The organism is Blautia sp. LMAG:89 (assembly GCF_008679485.1).
Taxonomy (GTDB): Bacteria; Bacillota; Clostridia; order Lachnospirales; family Lachnospiraceae; genus Blautia_A; species Blautia_A fusiformis.
Map to the genome: position 1 here is coordinate 1026377 of NZ_NANC01000004.1, position 21711 is coordinate 1048087.

The 21711-nt window shown below is 40.5% G+C and carries 16 protein-coding genes, 1 tRNA gene and 4 pseudogenes; 3 read left to right on the top strand and 18 right to left on the bottom strand.

Going from position 1 to position 21711, the window contains the following annotated elements:
• Positions 1 to 293 precede the first annotated feature (293 nt).
• The 17 genes and pseudogenes from CCC70_RS16715 to CCC70_RS08860 form a co-directional block, all read right to left on the bottom strand.
• Positions 294 to 494 (bottom strand): transposase, encoded by a 201-nt coding sequence (locus tag CCC70_RS16715; RefSeq protein ID WP_442859724.1) that lies wholly within the window; start codon positions 492 to 494, stop codon positions 294 to 296.
• A gap of 136 nt (positions 495 to 630) precedes the next feature.
• A pseudogene (locus tag CCC70_RS08785) lies at positions 631 to 1872 on the bottom strand (IS256 family transposase).
• A gap of 316 nt (positions 1873 to 2188) precedes the next feature.
• Positions 2189 to 2683 carry an HD domain-containing protein gene (locus CCC70_RS08790; protein ID WP_008981870.1) on the bottom strand — a complete coding sequence of 165 codons (495 nt, stop codon included), beginning with the start codon at positions 2681 to 2683 and terminating at the stop codon, positions 2189 to 2191.
• 37 nt (positions 2684 to 2720) lie between these two features.
• A pseudogene (locus tag CCC70_RS08795) lies at positions 2721 to 3026 on the bottom strand (class I SAM-dependent methyltransferase); the annotation flags it as partial.
• Positions 3027 to 3063: 37 nt separating this feature from the next.
• Positions 3064 to 3573 (bottom strand): GNAT family N-acetyltransferase, encoded by a 510-nt coding sequence (locus tag CCC70_RS08800; RefSeq protein WP_287084664.1) that lies wholly within the window; start codon positions 3571 to 3573, stop codon positions 3064 to 3066.
• 59 nt (positions 3574 to 3632) lie between these two features.
• Positions 3633 to 4328, bottom strand: a pseudogene (locus CCC70_RS08805) (class I SAM-dependent methyltransferase).
• A 250-nt stretch (positions 4329 to 4578) separates the two neighbouring features.
• Positions 4579 to 5022 (bottom strand): GNAT family N-acetyltransferase, encoded by a 444-nt coding sequence (locus CCC70_RS08810; RefSeq protein ID WP_004613236.1) that lies wholly within the window; start codon positions 5020 to 5022, stop codon positions 4579 to 4581.
• A 34-nt stretch (positions 5023 to 5056) separates the two neighbouring features.
• On the bottom strand, positions 5057 to 5380 hold the full coding sequence (locus CCC70_RS08815) for a hypothetical protein (RefSeq protein ID WP_004613237.1): 324 nt from the start codon (positions 5378 to 5380) through the stop codon (positions 5057 to 5059).
• A 94-nt stretch (positions 5381 to 5474) separates the two neighbouring features.
• A complete protein-coding gene (locus tag CCC70_RS08820) occupies positions 5475 to 5873 on the bottom strand; it encodes a hypothetical protein (RefSeq protein WP_287084671.1) in 399 nt (132 codons plus the stop codon).
• A 34-nt stretch (positions 5874 to 5907) separates the two neighbouring features.
• Positions 5908 to 6336: pseudogene (locus CCC70_RS08825) on the bottom strand (ParB N-terminal domain-containing protein); the annotation flags it as partial.
• A 326-nt stretch (positions 6337 to 6662) separates the two neighbouring features.
• A tRNA-Arg gene (locus CCC70_RS08830) sits at positions 6663 to 6736 on the bottom strand.
• Positions 6737 to 6838: 102 nt separating this feature from the next.
• Positions 6839 to 7714, bottom strand: a complete 876-nt coding sequence (locus tag CCC70_RS08835; protein WP_059086529.1) for a DUF3881 family protein — start codon at positions 7712 to 7714, stop codon at positions 6839 to 6841.
• Positions 7715 to 7747: 33 nt separating this feature from the next.
• Entirely contained in the window at positions 7748 to 9043 is a 1296-nt protein-coding gene (serS, locus tag CCC70_RS08840; RefSeq protein ID WP_015526534.1) for a serine--tRNA ligase, read from the bottom strand.
• A gap of 44 nt (positions 9044 to 9087) precedes the next feature.
• Complete coding sequence (locus CCC70_RS08845; RefSeq protein ID WP_015526535.1) at positions 9088 to 9609, bottom strand: DUF4446 family protein; 522 nt, start codon at positions 9607 to 9609, stop codon at positions 9088 to 9090.
• An 8-nt stretch (positions 9610 to 9617) separates the two neighbouring features.
• Positions 9618 to 10550, bottom strand: coding sequence for a ParB/RepB/Spo0J family partition protein (locus CCC70_RS08850; RefSeq protein WP_015526536.1), 933 nt, complete (start codon positions 10548 to 10550; stop codon positions 9618 to 9620).
• Positions 10550 to 11317 carry a ParA family protein gene (locus tag CCC70_RS08855; protein ID WP_092072358.1) on the bottom strand — a complete coding sequence of 256 codons (768 nt, stop codon included), beginning with the start codon at positions 11315 to 11317 and terminating at the stop codon, positions 10550 to 10552. Before CCC70_RS08855 ends, CCC70_RS08850 begins: the two co-directional genes overlap by 1 nt.
• A gap of 2139 nt (positions 11318 to 13456) precedes the next feature.
• A complete protein-coding gene (locus tag CCC70_RS08860; protein WP_265191297.1) occupies positions 13457 to 13609 on the bottom strand; it encodes a hypothetical protein in 153 nt (50 codons plus the stop codon).
• Between the two features lie 720 nt (positions 13610 to 14329).
• Here CCC70_RS08860 and CCC70_RS08865 point away from each other — a divergent pair.
• Positions 14330 to 14779: an SseB family protein gene (locus tag CCC70_RS08865; protein ID WP_270390116.1), complete on the top strand. Its 450-nt coding sequence runs from the start codon at positions 14330 to 14332 to the stop codon at positions 14777 to 14779.
• 759 nt (positions 14780 to 15538) lie between these two features.
• Complete coding sequence (locus CCC70_RS08870; RefSeq protein WP_270390114.1) at positions 15539 to 16492, top strand: alpha/beta fold hydrolase; 954 nt, start codon at positions 15539 to 15541, stop codon at positions 16490 to 16492.
• A gap of 247 nt (positions 16493 to 16739) precedes the next feature.
• Here the strand turns inward: CCC70_RS08870 and CCC70_RS08875 are convergent, their stop codons facing one another.
• Entirely contained in the window at positions 16740 to 17330 is a 591-nt protein-coding gene (locus CCC70_RS08875) for a TetR-like C-terminal domain-containing protein (RefSeq protein ID WP_270390111.1), read from the bottom strand.
• A 582-nt stretch (positions 17331 to 17912) separates the two neighbouring features.
• Between CCC70_RS08875 and CCC70_RS08880 the strand changes: the two genes are divergently transcribed.
• The gene (locus CCC70_RS08880) at positions 17913 to 21578 is read left to right on the top strand and encodes a YhgE/Pip domain-containing protein (RefSeq protein WP_270390109.1); all 3666 of its coding nucleotides are present in this window, start codon (positions 17913 to 17915) and stop codon (positions 21576 to 21578) included.
• The last annotated feature ends 133 nt before the right edge of the window (positions 21579 to 21711 follow it).

Below are 21711 nucleotides of genomic sequence, written 5' to 3' on the forward strand. Positions count from 1 at the left end.
TAGCTCTTTCGCATTTTGCTGCTTAGCGTGAAAATGTACTGTTCCGCAAAATCCTACGCACAGAAGCACACCGCGTACACTCTATCGTGCTTTGCTTTCTAGAGCCTATCTGAAAACAAAGTATTCTTGTACTATTTCAACAAAATCCAAATGGAAGCAAGATGGACAAAAGCAAGAAAGGACATAGCAAGCTTATCATAGCGTGTAGCGACCCTGCGGAAAACTTTAAGTTTATTGAAGAAACACTCAATCAGGTAGCGTTCCTTATAGGTGTAGAAATCGAAGAACCAAGGCTAGATCACATTACTTTTGGGTGGGATCGTATACGATGCTCTCTGCCCTGTGATGTAAGTGCGAATGGAATTTGTTCCGTATGCTTTATCACCCAGAATGTTGCTTCCGGAAATTTTCACTTCCGAAAGCAGATCGACAGCGACACTGGCAACAAAGATGTTTCCGCCGGTAAGCGAGACTGTGAGAAAAAGTCTGTAAATAAGATTCTTCTATGATAATAAAGGGTGAAAAGTTCTTTCATAGAGCTTTTCGCCCTTGTTTTATATATAACAGTTGCAAATCTGCATGTCAAGAGCAGGCGGATATTCCGCCCGTCTTAACATGTCTCAAAACGGATTATTCTGGTAATCGTCCCTCGTACATAATACTCAGTTCTCCGTAAACTTGTGCCCAATTCCGGATGGTTGTCGTCCATTTTTTTGTTGCCTCAAATGTGGCCAGATACAGGGCTTTCAGAAGTGCGGTGTCACTTGGAAATACGCTTCTCTGGCGGTTCAGCTTACGGTAGGTTGAATTCAGCGATTCGATCGCATTGGTCGTATAAATGACCTTTCTGACGGTGGCTGAAAATTTGAAGATCGGGGAGATCGCATCCCAGTTATCTTTCCAGCGTTTCATGGAATTCGGATATTTGGGAGTCCATTTTTCTGTTACCCGATCCAGAGCAGACAGTGCTTTCTTTTCATCTGCAGCCTGATAGATGGTCTTCAGGTCTGTGGCGAAAGCTTTTCGGTCCTTATCAGGGACATATTTCAAAGTGTTCCTTACCTGGTGCACGATACAACGCTGATACTCTGTTTTGGGAAAGGCAGCAGCAATAGCTTCTTTGATTCCTGTCAGACCATCAGCACAGATGATCAATACATCTTTTACACCGCGGTTCTTCAGCTCATTCATAACAGAAAGCCAGTATTTGGCACTTTCATTATCTCCAACATTAATAGTCAGGACTTCTTTCTTTCCTTCGGTGTTGATACCCAGAATGACGTAAGCTGCAAGCTTACGGATCACTCCATTATCCCGCACAGAATAATGGATCGCATCAATATACAGGATCGGATATACCTCATCTAATGGCCAGTTCTGCCAGTCCTCAATCTGTGGGAGGATCTTGTCTGTAACATCAGAAATGAAACTTTCAGATGTTTCAAATCCATAAATATCTTCGATAGTTTCTGAGATCTGTCATGTAGTCATACCTTTTGCATACATAGAGATAATCTTTTGATCGATATCAGAAATGTCTTTCTGGCGTTTTTTCACTACCTGTGGCTCAAAAGTTGATTTACGATCCTGCGGCACTTCGATTTCCATAGAACCATAACGGCTATTGACCTGTTTGCGTTTATAGCCATTTCTATAGTCATCATTATCAGAACGTTCTGATTTTTCATAGCCGAGATGATCATCCATTTCCGCTTCCATCATCTCCTTAATGGTGCCGCCTAAAAGATCTTTCAAGGCGTCCTGGATATCTTCTGCGGACTGAATATCATACTCTTCAAGAAGCTGGTGGATAATGTTTCTTTTTCCTTCTGTCATTTGTACTCGATGTACAGGTTTCTTTTGTCTTGCCATAATAAAAGGCCCTCCTAATGATATTTATTTTATCATAGAAGAACCTTTTAAACACTATTTTACAGAAAAAGTTTCATACTCTCACATTATCAGCTACGATCCAGCCGATGTTACAGGAAACGGACTTACCGGAGAGAGAGCACAAGCAATCAGTTTGGAACTTGTGATACACCCCTAAGCCCCTGTAGAATAAATAACGCCAGTACTGGATATCAAAAATCCCGCACCGGCGTTATTTATTTACTGTCTACTAGGGTTAAACTTAACTACTATTTTTTCTTTGCGATATAAAATACATAACTGTAATAATCTACTACTAATCTAAAATAAAGCGATTATAAGCTATCCTTTTTCCTGTGTTTGTTTTAAAGTTTTCATCTATACACTTTTTTATCTTTTCCTGTTCTTTTTCTTTATCCATAACCGTTAAATTTTCAAGCAAATCAGCTTCCCATTGTATTTGAAAATCAAGTCCATCAATTTTAGATGGAGTATGATGGTTGCCTATTATAAAGCATATTCTATCAATATTTTTGTTATAGCCTACCTTTTTTAATATTTCTTTCGCTACTTCTGGTCCTTCCTTTTCTTGATAGACACCATCAATAGAACCGTATTTTTTTTGTGCTTCAACCGCACCAATATCATGTAGTATAGCAATAATACTGATGAATTCTTTTTCTTCCTCTCCGATATTTTCTCCTTTCATTATATCTTCTGCATTTTTTAAAACTTTGAGAGTATGCTCTATGCCAAAAGGAATTTCTTTGAATACTTCTTTCATCTCTATAATAATTTTTTCTTTAAACATAAATTACCTCCATTTATACCTTATAGGTGTTTTAGTTCTATCTATCCACTTTTTTGTTCGCCGATACAATCAGCATCATGGGACGGCGCATTTCATCCTGCATCCCCGGAATATCCATCATGTATTCCGGCGGCTGCGGCTCCACAATATGATTTATTATAAAACCATTTGAAAGCAGTGTATTTAGATATGTGGTCAGTGTTCTATGATATTTTGTAACCTTTTCTCCCAAAAACACAGCTGTCCGTTTGCCCTCATAATAATAATTATCCACCGGAAAATGCAGTATTTCTCCTTTTTCGTTATAATGCCAGTCTTGTGTTCCATAGGCAGTAAAAGCAGGATCTATGTTTTACCTTCCCAACTTCTAATTGTTTACATCATATCCCAAAAGCCTTGTCGTACTCAATAACTCCATTTAATTTGTTTTGACTTCCGTTAAGATTAAGTACCATAAAACTTTCATCGTCAACTTCAAATGGCGCTTTTATTCCACACTCACTTGCCGGAATATATCCTGCCTTTGGATAGTATTTGGAATGTCCCAAAACAACTGAATATTCATATCCCAATTTATGTGCTATACTGTGTCCTTCTTTCATCAAAGATAATCCGATTCCCCTGTTCTGATAATCGGGTAATACAGAAAGAGGGGCAAGCGCAAGAACCTCAACCCCTTGAACAACTGCTTTTGTAAAAAGAATATGTCCTACAATTTTTTCGTCCTCGACAGCAACAAGAGAAAGTTCCGGAATAAACGATTTGCTTTTTCTTAACGCAGCAACTAAGTTCTGTTCATTTCCATCTGTATATTCAGCATTTTCAAATGCTTCTTTTACAACATGATATACCGTATCATAATCTTCTGGTCTTTCTTGTCTTATAATCAAAATAGATACCTACATAGTTTTAAGCTTTTTACAATTACAGGAAATGGCAAATCTACTATCTACCTCTCAATTTTTATGGCTCTGACAATGATAATATCCGGGATTTCTTTATTAAAATAGCATTCTTCGTAAAATCCGTCTATGACAAATCCGGTATCAAAACACAGATTAAAAATATCCTGTAAAGAACGATGATAATAACATTGTTTTTGAGGCTGTCCTTCAATCGCAATATCGTAATAGCTATGCGGCGTCATATATTTTTCTGTAAGCGTTACAAAACAGGGGTGCTGTGTCGCAAATACAAATACTCCGTTATCCTCAAGCAATTTATAAACAGAGGTAAAAAGCGGCTTAATATCGGTAATATCCATGACCGCCATATTGGAGACTGCTTTTGTAAACGGCTTATTTCTTTTTTATGCCATCAGACTTGTTTCATTCGTGGCGTCTGCTACACAAAACTCAATGTGATCAGCATACCGTTTTTGGCGCTTTTTTGCCAGTTCCACCATTTTCTCACTATAATCAAAAGCCAAAACAGAGACAGCTTTTTCTGCAAGATATGCAGAATAATTTCCATTTCCACAGGCAATATCTAAAATATAGTCTGTTGGATCAGGATTTAGAAGCTCTGTTACTTTGGGGCGGACAACTTCTCTGTGAAAATCATTTGATTCATCCCCCATTGCACAATCCCAAAATTCAGCGTTTTGATTCCAGATTGCTTTACTTTCTTCCTTTGAATACTGCATAATATCCTCTTTCTGCAAAATTACTTTTTCTCCTTCGCCCCATGGCTCCTGAAATGCGTGATAATGATGTTCCAATATTTCATCTGTTATCACAAACGGCGAATTGGCATTTAAGACCTGATTTCTTTTATAGAGCCTTTTTTGCAAAAGCTCCTTACTGGCTTTCATATAGACAAGTTCCGTTTCAGCGCCTGCTTTTTGGATCAGCTCTTTATAAAAATTCCGATTTCTCAGTTTCAAAAACTGGAAGTTATAAACATCTTTGCAAATATACCATATCTATTAACTGTACACCACACTCATAAATTGGGTGGTCATAATTGTCCGTAAAGAAATTCGGAATATTGTGAGATCGGACAAATCCGCATTTTTCATAAAACGGTACGGTCAACGGGCTATCACCTGTTCCAACCTGCAAAATAGAATATTCATCTGCATATTTACTTGAAAGGAAGTCAATCAATGCTTTTCCATAGCCCTGTCCTTGATTCTGAGGATCAACTGCAATATTTTTAATTTCAAGTATTCCATTATCTTCATCAGTAACGACACATTCAGCTTTTACATTACCATCTTCAAGTACATACATAGTACCTTTTTCAAGATAGTGATCAATCATATTTTCCTGCTCATCAGCTAATAACAATAATGCTATAAATTGCTTTTTATTCTCATTCACTTCTCGGATTTTCATATTTATTACTCCGTCAAACTTGAATTTGACTTGCCTATTTTCTTAAAATCTCATGTGGAGCTTCTATTTCATTTGCCAAGGTATGCTCTGTTAATTCTGACATCAATTTCAATTTTTTATTAATCAATGGTCGCATACAATTAGGAACATGTTCCTGATGCGCTCTGTGGATTGCTACACATTCCTTACAGTTTCCGTGATAACGACAGGCTTTCAGGCAAGGACAGTGATCTTTGTCTTTATACTCCTTACGAAATTCCGCTGCAAATTCTTCTTGCAGTCTCAGTCCCTCGACACGGTTTCCCTTATGAAATTCTACCATTGCATCCAGTTCTTTCTGGTTCCCTTCAATCTTCATGTTATTATAGCGCCTCCATTTCAACTATTCCTCATTTTCTGATAAATTCCGATTTGCACTTCAAATCGTTTTCTTCATTCTATCACAGCATCTATTATTCTGCCATCAATCTTTCGAACCAGGTATCCATGACAATAATAAACTGGCCTGCGCCTTGCCACTCTTGCAGCATTTCATCCAGAGTTTTGTGTTTCTCATATTTCTGCACATACACCCAGGTGGCTATACCACTGGCCTCAGAGATAATTCCTGTTATGATCTTACGCATGATGTCCTCAAATTCTGCAATTTCCTCTTTGGGAACAATGTCATAGAGATCCGGAATCTTGAAATCTTCTTTCCCACAGTTCTCATGTACATCAATCAGATCTGCTTTCACCCTCTTTCTGGATTCCTCAGGTAATTTCAAATATTGCCAGATCATTGAGACCACTTCGTACGGTGTGTCTTTTTTGATTGGTGGTAATTGTATAAAATCATTCTTTTCACTCATTTTCATATCCTCCTCAAGATAAAATAAAATCAATAATCCGTTCTCTGTGAAGATTGGAATCTACCATGCTTAAAATGGAATCATCTTCACTTAATACTCGGATGATCACCGGTACTTTACGGTATCCCAGTTTCTCCGCAGCATGTTTTCTTCTGTGACCGGATATGATCTCATAGTATCCATCCGGTACTGGTCTGACGATTAGCGGATTTAAAATTCCATACTTCTCAATGCTTTCCTGCAAAAGAAACATTTCCTTATCATCTTTTACCTGAAACGGGTGCTCTTTGAACGGACGAAGACGCTCAATCTCAATTTCTATGATTTTTTCTTCGTTTTCTCCTGATTGTCTGTTTGGCTCAGTCATCTTGACTCCTTTCCTCCAGGATTCAGGAAATAAAAAATGCCTGCCTGGAACTTTTATAGATAGTAAAGTTCCAAACAGACATTGCTGTTTGACCATTAGCTGTAGCTAATAGAATTGAATACTGTTTCAGCTAATTCATGTTTGCAGGTTTGGGAGAGATTGTTTCTTTTCCCGCCTTTTCTCTGATTTACATCCCCGAATAAGGGGTGACAACGGAGCGGAACCCAAATGTTAGCTGGACTTCCTAAAACCCATGTTTGCAAACCGGTAATTTTGATTAGCTGTCAGCTAACAAAAATCGGATTGCGTTAGCTGGAAATTAATCATTTTGAATGGAATTTTGTGTCACGAACGTGATTAGAAAATAACAAAAGCGTTCGTTGTCAGCTAATCCAGCTAACATTTTCGAACGCTTTGAAGCCCGTCCATAAGAGGATTTGAACCTCCGACCCCTCGCTTAGGAGGCGAGTGCTCTATCCAGCTGAGCTATATGGACATATATGGTTGTGAAACATTTCGAACACTTCCAAAAGTTTCACAACCATTATTTTACTATATTTATTTTGAAATTACAAGAATTAATTCTAAATTCGAAAACTTAATAGTGCAGCTGACCCTGCAGCCAGATTGTTCCTTTGAAGCGGCGTCCAACTGCCGGTTCACCGAGAAGATCTTTGCTGTTGATGCAGATATCAAACTGTATATCATTGCTCTCTATAGTCATCTGGCAGATTTCTTCACCTGTCAGGATATTCTTAAATTTCATGATATCCAGAATCTCACCAAGAACATTATACTGATCACATTCGATTCCATAAGGCATGAAATAAGAGTCCACGATCGTGAGAACATCATCTGTAACAATTCTCTGGGAAATCATGGAGTAAGTATCCATATCCTCCATTGTAAGGCTCTCCATAGCTTCCTCATCACCATTACGCGCTGCTGCGATCAGATTAGTCCTGTTTTTGGAAAGTTCTCTCTCCACCTTTACCGCTTCCTTATCCTTCTGCAGCGGAAACAGGATCTTTCCCTCAGAAGCCAGACCGGAAACCGTCACCGGACGGTCCCCCGGGTCTTTCAGGCCTTTGTATTTCTCCTGCATATATTCTGCCAGATTCTGCAGATAAAAGATCATAGTCACGCCAATACGCAGATCATCACATGCTCCTGCATAAGATTCCTTATCTGTATGACGTTCAACAGTCACTTTTTCCCTGGATGTGATTCCTGTTCCCCTGAAAAATGGGAAATAATATTCCACGTGAAACTCACCGTTCTCATCGTACTGACCACAAACGCTGATTCCACAGTCACAGCCATAATTCTTGGAAAACTGTACAAATACGCCTTCCGGATGATTTTCCACGCAAACCTTTTCATCGTAGCTTGCGATCACATCACGGATGATCTCTTTTATTTCACTTCTTCTGGTAATCTGTGAAAAACCAACGGTCTTTAAATAACTGTGCACAAGAACACCTCCCTGAAAAAGCCTGCGTTTCTCTTACGCGCGTGTCTTTTTCTCAATCTTTGTCATACCGCCCATATATGGCTGCAGAGCTTTTGGAATGTTTACAGATCCATCTGCATTCAGGTTATTCTCCAGGAAAGCAATGAGCATTCTCGGAGGTGCTACTACTGTATTGTTTAATGTATGAGCAAGATATTTCTTGCCATCTTTGCCGTTTACACGGATTTTCAAACGACGTGCCTGTGCATCTCCAAGGTTGGAGCAGCTTCCTACCTCAAAGTATTTCTTCTGACGTGGAGACCATGCCTCAACATCGAGGGATTTTACCTTAAGATCAGCAAGGTCACCGGAGCAGCACTCAAGCGTACGAACCGGAATATCAAGAGAACGGAACAGATCTACTGTATTCTGCCACAGCTTGTCGAACCACATCTTACTCTCCTCTGGCTTGCAGACAACGATCATCTCCTGTTTCTCGAACTGATGGATACGGTAAACACCTCTCTCCTCAAGTCCATGAGCACCTTTCTCTTTACGGAAGCACGGAGAATAGCTTGTAAGTGTCTTCGGAAGCTCTTCCTCCGGAATGATCTGGTCAATGAATTTACCGATCATGGAATGCTCACTTGTTCCGATCAGGTAAAGATCCTCTCCCTCAATCTTGTACATCATAGCATCCATCTCCGCAAAGCTCATAACGCCTGTAACAACGTTGCTTCTGATCATGAAAGGCGGTACGCAGTAAGTAAATCCCCGGTTGATCATGAAATCTCTTGCATAGGAAATTACTGCGGAATGAAGGCGTGCGATATCACCCATCAGATAATAGAATCCGTTACCGGCAACACGTCTTGCGCTGTCAAGATCGATTCCATCAAAATTCTCCATGATATCTGTATGATACGGAACTTCAAAATCCGGAACAACCGGCTCACCAAATTTCTCAATCTCTACGTTCTGGCTGTCGTCTTTACCGATCGGTACAGAAGGATCGATGATGTTCGGGATTACCATCATATCTTTCAGAAGCTCTTCCTCAACCTCTTTTTCTCTCTGAGAAAGTTCCTCAATACGAGTTCCAGATGCAGCAACCTGTTTTTTGACCTCTTCTGCCTCTTCTCTTTTTCCCTGGCCCATAAGAGCACCGATCTGTTTGGAGATCTTGTTTCTCTCAGCACGGAGAGCCTCAACCTCCTGCTTAATCTCTCTGTTTTCTTTATCAAGTTCGAGAACCTTGTCAACCAGCTCCAGTTTGCTGTCCTGGAACTTATTGCGGATATTCTGCTTTACAACCTCCGGATTCTCTCTCACAAACTTAATGTCTAACATGATATTCCTCCTGTATTAAAAATATTCTTACTCTTTGCAGTTTTTTATTCCTTCTCAATCTCACCAAGGCCAAAGTTTACTGCTTTTCTCAAAGCTTCCACTTCTTCCTGACTAAGTACAACATAGGACTCACCTTTTACGATCTCCTTTAAATAAAGGAAACAGTTATCGCGGCTGTGAACCGCATTCAAGATCAGACCCGTATTGTTTTTATCAAGAAGCGCCAGTGCAAAGCTGAGTTTTCCACCTACATCATCAAATGCATCATACTTTTCAACGCCATATTTGCTGAACATTACATTCATATTTTTTTTGATAAAGCTGATGTCATGATCATGATCTTCCTTTGCTTCATACAGCCGATCGATCTGTGCAAATTTTCTTACAAAAACTTTTTCCAGTGACTGTGCATCTCCGCCTCTCATAAACATCTTGTACTTCCGTTCCAAACGGCTGAGACGCATATTGCTGCTCACCACATTGATCAGAAGAATGATGGTAAGGATCAGCAAAACAATGATCACAATCCCGGAATCAATTCCCATGCTTTCAAAAATCCCGCTCATTCTGCCTCCTATCTGATAGATTCGAACAGATCAATGATCCTCTCCAGTTCATCTCTGGAATAATATTCAATTTCAATTTTACCTTTGTTGTTTTTCTTTCGCTGAATGGATACCTTTGTTCCCATGATACCTTTCATTTTTTCTTCCAGGCTCTCATAAATGGCATCTTCTGCTGTGTTTTTCTCTGTTTTTACTTTTTTCGCAGGAGAAACCAGATTCTTTACAAGTTTTTCCGTCTCACGAACACTGAGTTTTTCATCAAAAACCTTCATGGCTGTTGTTTCCTGAAGAGCTTCATCAGAAATTCCCAGAAGTGCTCTCGCATGACCAGCTGAGATCATATCTGCAATTACCATTTCCTGAACTTTTGAAGAAAGCTTCAGAAGACGCATGGAATTAGTTACTGCAGTTCTGCTTTTGGCAACTCTGTCTGCGATTTCATCCTGTTTCAGGTGAAACTCTTCCATCAGACGTTTGTATGCCATCGCTTCCTCTATAGGATTCAGGTCTTCCCGCTGAATGTTCTCGATCAGGGAAATTTCTACAATTTCCTGGTCTGTAAACTCTTTTACAACAACAGGAACTTCCTTGAGCCCTGCCATCTTGGCAGCTCTCCAGCGGCGTTCGCCTGCAATGATCTCAAAATAATCCTTCTTATCGGATACCAACAACGGCTGAAGAACACCGTACTGTTTAATGGATTCCGAAAGTTCCAGCAGCGCATCCTCATCAAAATGTCTTCTGGGCTGATTCAGATTTGGTTCTACGCTGGAAATTTTCACAAGTCGTTCTGCGGCCGGATTATCTTTTTCAGTTGGTTTGTCTTTTTTTACAACTGCAGATCTTGTCTTTTTTGCAGGTTCCTTTGACGGACCGCCTGCTTTGTTCGGGATCAGTGCGTCAAGACCCTTTCCAAGGCCTCCTGTTCTTCTTCCAGCCATCACTCGCCCTCCCTGCCTATAACTTCTTCTGCCAGGAGGCGATAACTCTCTGCTCCTGTAGATCGTGAATCGTACAGATTGATCGGTTTTCCATAGCTTGGTGCCTCTGCAAGTCGTACATTTCTCGGTATGATCGTTTTGTATATATTCTGGTCCAGGTTTTCTTTTACATTTTCTACAACCTGAAGTGACAGATTTGTTCTGGCATCATACATAGTAAAGACCACGCCTTCGATCTTCAGTCTCTTATTCAATCGGTCTCTTACCAGTTCGATGGTATGTATCAACTGTGACAAACCCTCCAATGCATAATACTCACACTGAATCGGCACCAGAACGGAGGTTGCGGCTGTCAAAGCATTAATTGTAAGCATACTCAGTGACGGCGGACAATCCATGATTATGTAATCATATTTCCGACGAAGTTTATCCGTGATCTTTTTCAGAATAAATTCTTTATCCTCAAGATCAACCAGTTCAATTTCTGCACCGGAAAGATTCATATTCGATGGTATCAGGTCAACATTATCTACAACGTTCTTTATAATGGTATCCTTGGTCTCTGCTTCTCCAAGCAGCAGCTCATAAAGGGTGTTTTCTACTGCATTCTTGTCTGCGCCAAGTCCACTGGTCGTATTTCCCTGCGGATCAATGTCGATGGCAAGAACCTTTTTCCCTTTTTCAGCAAGGCAGGCCGATAGATTGATGGCTGTCGTTGATTTTCCAACCCCGCCTTTCTGATTGGCAACTGCAATGATTCGTCCCATTGTACCCCTCCTTTTTATTTTTTTAAGGGATTTTTACTCATTGGATATCATTATAACACTTTTATTTTTAAACTGCCACATAATGTTTCACGTGAAACAATAGAAAATAGGTTTTGAATTATTTTATTTATTGTGTAGTATACCCAAACTCATTCCGGACTAAACAGAAGTTTGACAGTAACAGTACATCGATTATAAAGTCCATCAACTCCGCATAAACTTCCAGTTTTATTTGTTACCAATCAGACTATATATTTTACGCCATAAAAACGTACCAGAAATGAAGTTCCCATTTATAGATATTTTGCTGAAATTGTTCTGATTTATCGTAATCTCGAAAATAATTCGATTTTCTCGGTATAGATATATTATCTTTTATGGAACCTTGCACACTGCTACATAGGCATCGAAATCCCTTTCTTTTACAGCATTTATAGCATTTTCAAATTTTATCTGAACACTAAAAACATTACTATTATTATCAAGCGAACAAAAGTATCTGTAAACGCATTCGCAGTTCTACACTGAATAACTGCTTCGCGATTTACCAAAAGGACTACAAGCTACTCTTCCCTGATAAGAAGCAGTTCTTCAACCACAGCTTATCGTTTCTTGCAATTGAAGCCAAAAGCAGTGGGACCTCATGATTCGAGTCATACAAACAAAAGCATCCGCAGTTGCTACGCAGCTTTACACCGAATAACTGCTCCGCAGTTTATTAAAACTTGCTTGTACTCTTCCTGATACAAGCAAGTCACCAACCGCTGCTTATTGCTTCTTGCACTTGAAGCAGGGGACCTCCTGACGCGATTAAAAACTATATCACGCTACCGTAAAGCGTATATGAGTTGTCGTTGTTGCGAAACATTTTTTAAGTCAAGCGGAAAAAAACATCCTCTTCACTACTGCTCATAGCTTAATAAATGCTTCGCAGTTTATCAGAAGGAAACTGTACTTCTCCTGATACAAGCAAGTCCCCAACCACTGCTTATTGTAGTTCACAATTGAAGCAGGTAAATTACTTGATTCGATTAAAATCTATATTAAACCTACCATAAAACACATAAGCACGAACTACAGCTGTTTTTTATTTCTGCAATTGTCAAAGATGGGGTTATAACTCTTTATTCTTAATCTGTCTTCGGATGTTTCACGTGAAACATCCGAAGACAGATTATCAAACCAATATTCATAATTAAGCAAGTGACTTCCTCGATCCGGTTAAAAATGCCATCAACGAAATCGATCCAGGACACGGTTTGACTTGTAACTGCAAGGGTACTGAACAGTTACGAACACATTATAAAATCAATGAGAAATATCAAAAAAATACTCCGATATATTCTCTCTGGCATTATCTGTATCACGAAAGCATGTAAAAAATACAAGAAACTCCATCCACAAAATAATGTGGCTGTTATCTTTATATTCCCCAAAAGCATCTATATATAGTAAATGGAAACTTCTTTTCCCGGAGTGTTTTTATAGTGTGAAATACATGTATCTCTCGTGAAAAAAATATAATATTATGAAACTGGAATTTTCGATTTTTGTTTATTTTATTATGTTTACGAAAGATTTGCGTATTTATTTCATTTTTCTTCCAATCCTGTTATATATTCGTTATGTACATGTTAACTAAAGGCTTTTTCAAGCATAGTTTCATTTTGTAATATCCAATATAAAATGTATCTGAATAAGGTTCCGGCATAGAACTGGCATAAAATAAATTTCACTTAATAGGCTTTTTTCTTCTAAATCAAGCCGTAAAAGACTTCCCTGTCTTCCCTTTATCCCAGTCATGCGGACAAAAATTTTTGTATTCGATCATAGTTTTACACAAAATAGCTGTTTTACAGTTTATCAGGAAGAGTACAAGTATTTTCCCACCCACAGTTTATTTTTTTTATCGAAGCTGCTGCTTTCTTTTATTCAATCAATCAAAATTTTACATGTTTAGAGTAGGAACGGATCTATATTTTATCTTTTTGCCGCATGTGTGCAGGTGCACATTTTGCATTTTTAGGCTTTTTTATATGTGCATACACGTAAAGTACGTTTTATCGTACTTTTTTTATTTAAAGTACTATAATTTGTACTTTAATGCTTTTTCATTCGTAAATATCCTATTATTTCTATTTATTTGCCAGTATTTTCTTTTATAAAGTCCTTTTTATCGTACTTAACGTTTGTGTTATTATCATTATCATAGTGTTCTCTTCGCAGAAATAATCTCTTATTTCTCTTTATTTCATCCTTACTCTTATATCGTTTTTCTATAAAATCCCCCATATTTTCCGCCTTACCCTCCATTTTTTCATATAACTACACATTTTTACTACATTCACTTAACTTGTTAATTCCCCATCCAGTTCACAAAAGCATCTGACCGAAATCATGGGGAATACTGATGACAGTATCTGGCAACTCACCTTCAAGTGTGCAAACATATCTATCCAATTTGGGATCAAACGAATAAAAATACCCGTATTCGCTACGCAGTTCTACACCCAATAGCTACTTTGCAATTTATCAGGACCTGCTTACAATGTACCCATAACAGTGGCCACATGAATTAGTGCAGTACCTTGTTTTTAGACATGCCCACTATTCCTTTCCCTGCTTCTAAACGCCGTTGCATTCTTCCTAATACACGCCACCCACTGCTTATTACTTATTACTTTTTACTTTTTCGTAATTGAAGCAGGGGACTTATTTGATTCAGTAAAAAACACTTCTTCTCTTGCCTCATTTTCCCCTGAAATGCTATAATCCATAAAGAAAGCATTCGCAAACTCCTTGCAGTTTGCGGCTAATACATTGTTTCGTAAATAACTATACTAATCGCGTGGGATGTTGATTCGAGTGTGCAGGTATAAAAATGCAAGCGTAGCTGGCTATGCTGAGGCTTTTAGATCTGTGCAGTCGGATTCACCAACAAGTAATTGGTATAGTTATTTCGAAAACAATGTACTAGTCATTTATCATCTGATCGAAAGGAATATTTTATACATGAACACCACAAATAATCGCAACGATTTCTATAAAGAACAATTAGACAAGACTTTAAATGGCAATAAAAAGATCGAAACTGCCATTGCAGCACTCCAAAAAGAAGCAACCGAAGAAATGCTTGCTCATACTCTCACCGTGATCCGTCACAGAATGCAGGAGCAGGCACAGCTGATCATTGCTGTAGAACCTCCAAAAGGTGATGGAAAAATTTCTCTTCATGCGATCAAAACCAACGATGGAAAGCAATGGTGGGCTGCATTTACCAGCTTTGACGAAGAGTTAAAAGGCAGTGATAAGATCATGTCCACATTTACCGCAGATATTGATAAGATTTTTGCTTCTGCATTGCAAGAGCCGTCTGTTGAGGGAGTAATTCTCAATCCATGGAACCGCACACTGATGCTGAACAAAACCCTTATCAACATCATCCTCGGCAATCCTGTATAGCATCAGCTCTGTCGGATAACAAGTCCAATGTTTCACGTGAAACACTTGGTATTTTACTGAAGTATAAAAGCATTCCAGCGGATAAAAGCATCCTCTTCGCTACTTGCTGCTCATAACCAAATAACTGCTTCGCATTTTATCAGAAGGAGCTTTTCCTTCTCCTGATACAAGTAAGTCCCCTGCTTATTGCTCTTCATTAAAGCAGGGGATTTACTTGATTCGGTTCGAAATCTGATTTCTATGTATCATGAAGCGTATTGGCGATGCTACTGTTCACTGACAATATTCCGTAAGTTTTTTTATAAACGAAGACCGCAGAAAGCCCGAAGCCATACCGCACCAATTTATGCGATCAACATAAATTCTTTGCATTGCGAAGCGCGTTACTGAAAGCAGAACGAACAGCAACTTAGCGAGCGTTACTGTTCAATGTTAAATTCCGTAAGTTTTTTTGTGAACGAAGGTCGCAGAAAGCCCGAGACCATACTGCACCAATTTATGCGATCAACATAAATTCTTTGCATTGCGAAGCGCGTTACTGAAAGCAGAACAAACAGCGACTTAGCGATCATCACCAAGAACAGAATGGACAGTAGCGTCAACATACAATAACAAGGTTAGGGTTCCCACAAAAGCATTGTAAATTTTTCGTTCCTGTCGTATAATAAAGCAAAGAAATATTCAGAAAAAATCAGATCAGATACCTGAATTACGTTACATCTGTCCTGATTATTTTTACGAATTCCAGGAGGCTTTTTAATGAAGAAAAATGGACACAGACTACTTACTCTTGCAGCTTTAGTCGGAACTGCCGCAGGTGTTATTCATATTGCTAACCGTTTCATAGATGCCACATCTCAGCTTAAAGATATGCTGGAACAGCCACACAGCAAAACCTATGACTGGCGTTTTGGAAAGATTTTTTATACAAAACAGGGACATGGCACCCCTATTCTTCTTATTCATGATATCATGCCAGGTGCTTCCGGTTATGAATGGAATTCCATAGAGAAGCAGCTCGCAACCGAACATACAGTTTACACCATTGATCTTCTTGGATGTGGACGTTCCGAAAAACCGGATATTACTTATACCAATTTTGTATTTGCTCAGTTACTCTGTGATTTTGTCAAGAATGTGATTCATGAGGAAACCGATGTTATTGCCAGTGGTTTCTCAGGTTCTTTTGCGATCATGGCTTACCGTAACAATTCCGACCATTTCCGCAAGATCATGCTGGTCAATCCACCAAGCTTCAGTTCCCTGAAGCAGGCACCTTGTAAAGACAACAAGCTCTTTAAGTATTTTATCGAGCTTCCGATTTTCGGAACTCTGATCTATCATATGGTAGCTTCCCGCGAATCCATCAGCAGTCTGTTTATGGAAAAGCTGTTCTACAATCCCTTCCATGTAACAGATACACTGGTAGACACCTATTATGAATCCGCTCACAAGGGCGGTTCCAACGCCAAATATCTGTATTCCAGCTACATTGGCAAATACCTGAATATCAGCATTAATAATGCCGTAGAAGCTTCCGATGCATGCATCTATATTATTTCCGGAGAAAAAGAAGCTTCCGCTTCTCTTATTGCAGAGGAATATCAGAAGCTGAATTCTTCCATTGAAACCGCTGTGATCCCGGAAACCAGACATCTTCCTCATCTGGAAGATCCGGAACATTTCCTGGAACAGGTAGCTATTTTCCTGTAAAAACAACTTATGATCCGGCATCAAAATTTATCTATAGTAATTTTGGAAATCAACGCATTAAAAGTACATTGTTCATATTCGGAGCCATTGAGCTTCATGCAGTAATTTGTGGAAATGCTATAAACCAACAAAAAGCCAATAAAAAAAGAGTACTGTTTCACGTGAAACATAAGTTTTCCCTCAAACAAACGTGAAACAATACTCTTTATTTTTTACCAGACTCACAGCATGCATCCGGACATTTCTCTTATCTAAGTGCCTGCTCCAGATACATGTGTGTTGTATTATCGATCAGCTTATGTGTCAGCTCTGCCATATGCTGTGTACTCTCCTGATTCTCAGAAGACAGCCATGTCTTGATCATTCCCACGCATCCATTCAGACAAAACGCATACGCATACTCAATATCACGGTTGTCTTTCGGCAGACGAATTGACAAGCGATGCAGCACTGTATCTGCGATCAGTTTTTCTATACGATTCACAAAAGCCATATCTCCATTCTTTCCAAGAAGTGCGATACAAATATCCTTATTATGATCCAGGATCGTAAATATCTGCTCAATAAAAGGATACGAGCTCTCCTTATTATTAAGAGGATCCAGAGGATAGTCTGCCACCAGACGCGTGATTTCCTCCATCAATTCAGCCTCTATGGATTCCAGCATCTGATAGATATCTGTATAGTGAAGATAAAATGTGGAGCGGTTGATATCAACTTCTTCCACCAGTTCCTTTACCGTAATTTCCTTAATGCTCTTCTTCTGCATAAGACGGGCAAGCCCCGCTCGCAACTGTGCCTTGGTCTTACGTACTCTTCTGTCAACTTTTTCCGCCATCTTAATTCCCCCTGCAATTCAAAAAAGCAAGCACGTTTCCTCCGCCTCAATCACCTGTTACTTACGATACTCTGCAACTGTCATACAATGCATAATGCATCCTTCAAACGAATAAAAGCATTCGCTTTCTCTACGCCGATCTGCATGATACCAGATATCTGCTGTTGTTAAGAATTGACAAGATCAAAATTGTTAACGACGCCGACCTACACGATACCAGATATCTGCTGCATATTTGTGTTGAAACATAGGAATCCTGTCTGCATTTAATATTACCAACTGCACATAAATTCAAAGGAAATAACGTACTTTTTGTCTATTATGCAGTTTTTTATTTGTAATAGACACTTCCATTATTTCCGTCTATTAATATACATTCAGTAAAGATTTAATGGTTGTATCTGTGGTATGTGTTTAGTATAATACATCACGTAAAGAAAATCAACACTTTGTTTGATAATGGAATATAAAGCTATTAATAGATTTTAATATGATTAATAGATCTCGTCGCCATTACTGGAATAAAGTTTGATTAATCAACTATGTTTGATAATACAATTTAATAAGAAAGGGATAGGTAATATGATCAAAAACGAATGGAAAAGCTTACTTCGTAACAAGCTCATGCTTATCGTCGTAATCGCCATTATCGTAATCCCGATCATCTATGCAGGTCTGTTTCTGAAATCCATGTGGGATCCTTACGGAAACGTAGACAGCCTGCCAGTGGCCGTGGTAAACGAAGACAAACCTGTCGAGTATAATGGCAAGACCTTAAGCATAGGTAAGGACATGACGGATGAGCTGAAAGACAACGACTCAATGGCATTTAACATTGTAGACAGCAAGACAGCAGAGGACGGTCTGGCCAATGGAACCTATTACATGGTTATCAAAATCCCGGAAAATTTCTCCGCAAACGCAGCCACTGTAATGGACAACGATCCAAAGCAAATGGAGCTATCCTATGAGACAAACCCTGGAACCAACTATATCGCCTCCAAGCTCAGTGAAACAGCAATGCTGAAGCTTCGTGATAACATTGCTTCCAAGGTTACGGAAACCTATACAGAAACCGTTTTTGATTCTATCTCAGAAGCAGGTGACGGAATGCAGGAAGCTGCAGACGGATCCGGAAAGATCGAAGACGGACTGAATACAGCAGCTGATGGTAACAAAACAATTACCAAAAACCTTAAGAAGCTTTCCACCAGTACTCTTACTTTCGTAAGCGGTGCTGACAGTCTCACCGAAGGTCTTAAGACCTACACCGATGGTGTTGCAAAGGTTAACGATGGTGCAAAGAGCCTGGACGATGGTGCAGATCAGCTGAACAGCGGCGTTGCAACTCTCACAGAAAAGGTTCCTGAGCTGACAACCGGTGTGGATACTCTGGATAAAGGTGTTCAGCAATACACCGCTGGTGTGGATGAGCTTAATAAAAATTCTGATGCACTGAAATCCGGCGCAAGCAGCCTGGAATCCGGTGCAAACCAGCTGAACAGCGGCGTTGCAGCTCTGACAGAAAAGGTTCCTGAGCTGACAACCGGCGTGGATACTCTGGATAAAGGTGTTCAGCAGTACACCGCTGGTGTGGATGAACTTAATAAAAATTCTGATACACTGAAATCCGGCGCAAGCAGCTTGGAATCCGGTGCAAATGCATTAAGTGCAGGTATTGATACTCTTTCCGACGGAGCAACACAGTATGTAGCTGGTGCTGACACTCTTGCAGATGGAACTACCACCTATGTGGCTGGTGCTGGCAAACTCGCAGCCGGTGCCAAAGAGCTTGCAAAACTTGAAGACGGACTCACAACAGTTTCCAATGGTATCTCTCAGCTGAATACCGGTGTTACCAAAGGAACCGATGACTCACAGTCACTGATATCCGGAACACAGCAGCTGGAAAACGGACTGAAAGCCCTGAACGATAAGGTTTCTGCTCTGAAAGAGGGAACAACACAGGAATCCATCAACAAGCTTGCAGACGGCCTTACGTCCGCAAAGAATGGTATGGACACAGCCGCAGCTGGTATGAACAGTGCTGCAGCTGGTATGAACAATGCCGCAGACGGAATCAACAACGCAGCCGGATATATCACTCAGGCCGCAGGCATCACAAGTCAGACCAGCAGCAGTATCACAGACAGTCTGATCCCTGCTCTCCAGAATGCAGGCACACAGTTCTCACAGGTAGGTGATCAGGTCAGCAGCATCCTTACAGGATACGGACAGCAGACAACGGAAGCACTTACTGATGCAAATACCAAGATTGGTACTGCCGGACAGACAATGACCGATTTAGCAGCACAGCTTCAGGCGATTCAGGCAACCGCTTCTGAGGACGGAACCATTTCCGCAGCAGCTCTGAATGATGTGATCAACGCTTTAAACAGCGTAGCCGGTGGAATGACTGGCGTGGACGGTTCTTACATGAGCAGCTATTCTGATCAGGTTTCACAGCTTGCAGCTGGTGTATCCGGTCAGCTCTCTTCTACTCAGGAAAACCTGAATACTGTTGCTTCCAAGCTTAACGAAGCAGCTTCCGGACTGACTCAGATCTCCGGAGGACTGACTCAGGGTGCCGGCACACTTTCTGAGGGTGCAACAACCATGACAGATGGTGCAAACCAGATGAGTGCAGGTGCAACAACCATGAGCGCAGGTGCAGAGCAGTTATCTGCAGCTACAAGTCAGCTTCCTACAGATCTGATCGCTCAGCTTTCTGCAGGTGTTACCCAGCTGTATCAGGGTGCACAGGCTGTAAACACAGGAACCAAGAACGTTTCCGCAGGACTTCAGTCTCTGGAAGACGGCACAGTCGAAGCCTTCCCGGCTGCAGCAACAGGAATCAAAGCTCTGAACGATGGATTTGACCAACTGACATCTTATGATAAGCAGCTCAATGACGGTGCAAAGAATCTTAAAACAGCCGGCAAGCAGATCACTAACGCACTTCCGGATATCAAATCCGGTGCAGGTCAGCTGGCAGATGGTTCTAAGGCACTGACAAATGGAATCACAACTTACACCGATGGTATTGCTAAGCTTTCCGAAAACAGTGCTGCTCTTACAAACGGCACCAAGAAACTGGCAACAGGAGCCAATGCTCTTTCCAGCGGTGCTGCTACTCTTGCAGATGGAACAAAAGCATTAGCCGATGGTTCCGGAACACTGACAACCGGAATCACAACCTACACCGATGGTGTTGCTAAGCTTTCCGAAAACAGCTCCGCTCTTACAGGCGGTACCAAAAAGCTCTCAACAGGAGCCAAAACCCTTTCCAGCGGTGCTACTACTCTTGCAAACGGAACTAAGACATTAGCAAACGGTACCTCAACACTTCTCAGCGGTACCGAGAAGCTTGTAAGCAACAACAGAACACTTAACAATGGTGCAAAACAGCTTGCAGATGGCGCTGCCCAGATTCAGAGCGGTTCCTCTCAGCTGTATGATGGCTCCAAGAAGCTTGGAAGCGGTATGAAAGAACTGAAGGACGGTTCCAAGACACTGACCACAAGCCTCAGCGATGGAGCTACCACTGTAAAAGACAATTCAGCAAGTGATGAAACGATCAAAATGTTCGCAACTCCTGTTGTAAGCGATGAAACAAAACTTACCGATGTCCCGAATAACGGACACGCAATGGCACCTTACATGATGTCTGTTGGCCTCTGGGTCGGCGCACTGGCATTCTGCCTGATGTATCCTCTGGCTCAGTATAAGGGCAAACTGAAATCCGGTTTCGCATGGTGGGCAAGCAAGGCTTCCGTCCTTTATCCGGTAGCGATCCTTCAGGGAATCTGCCTGATCCTGCTGTTACGTGCATTTAACGGATTCACACCTGCAGAGATGGGCAAAACCGTACTCTTCGCCTGCCTGACATCAATGACCTTTACCTCTATCATGTACTTCTTCAACATTACTCTTGGTAAAGTAGGAAGCTTCCTGATGCTGGTATTCATGGTCGTTCAGCTTGCAGGATCTGCCGGAACTTATCCGGTTGAGGTTTCACCTTCATTCGTTGCAAAGATCCATGCATACGTTCCGTTTACTTATACGGTCGATGCATTCCGTGCAACGATCAGCGGTGGCCGGAGCATTACCACTTCCATTATTGTAATGGTTGCACTGTTAGTGATCTTCACGATCCTGACGATCCTTCAGTTCAATCACATGACCAAGAGAAAGAAAGCAGAAAAAGTTGTTCTCTTCGACTGGCTGGAAGAAAGAGGTCTTGCATAATACTTAGTTACTGACAGAAGCTCCCCCGAACCTTCTGTTAGATATAGAAAAATTAAAACTGTACAGAATCTCATCTGAGCTTCTGTACAGTTTTTTTATGTTGTCTCCACCAATTCTCTACGCTACAATTATA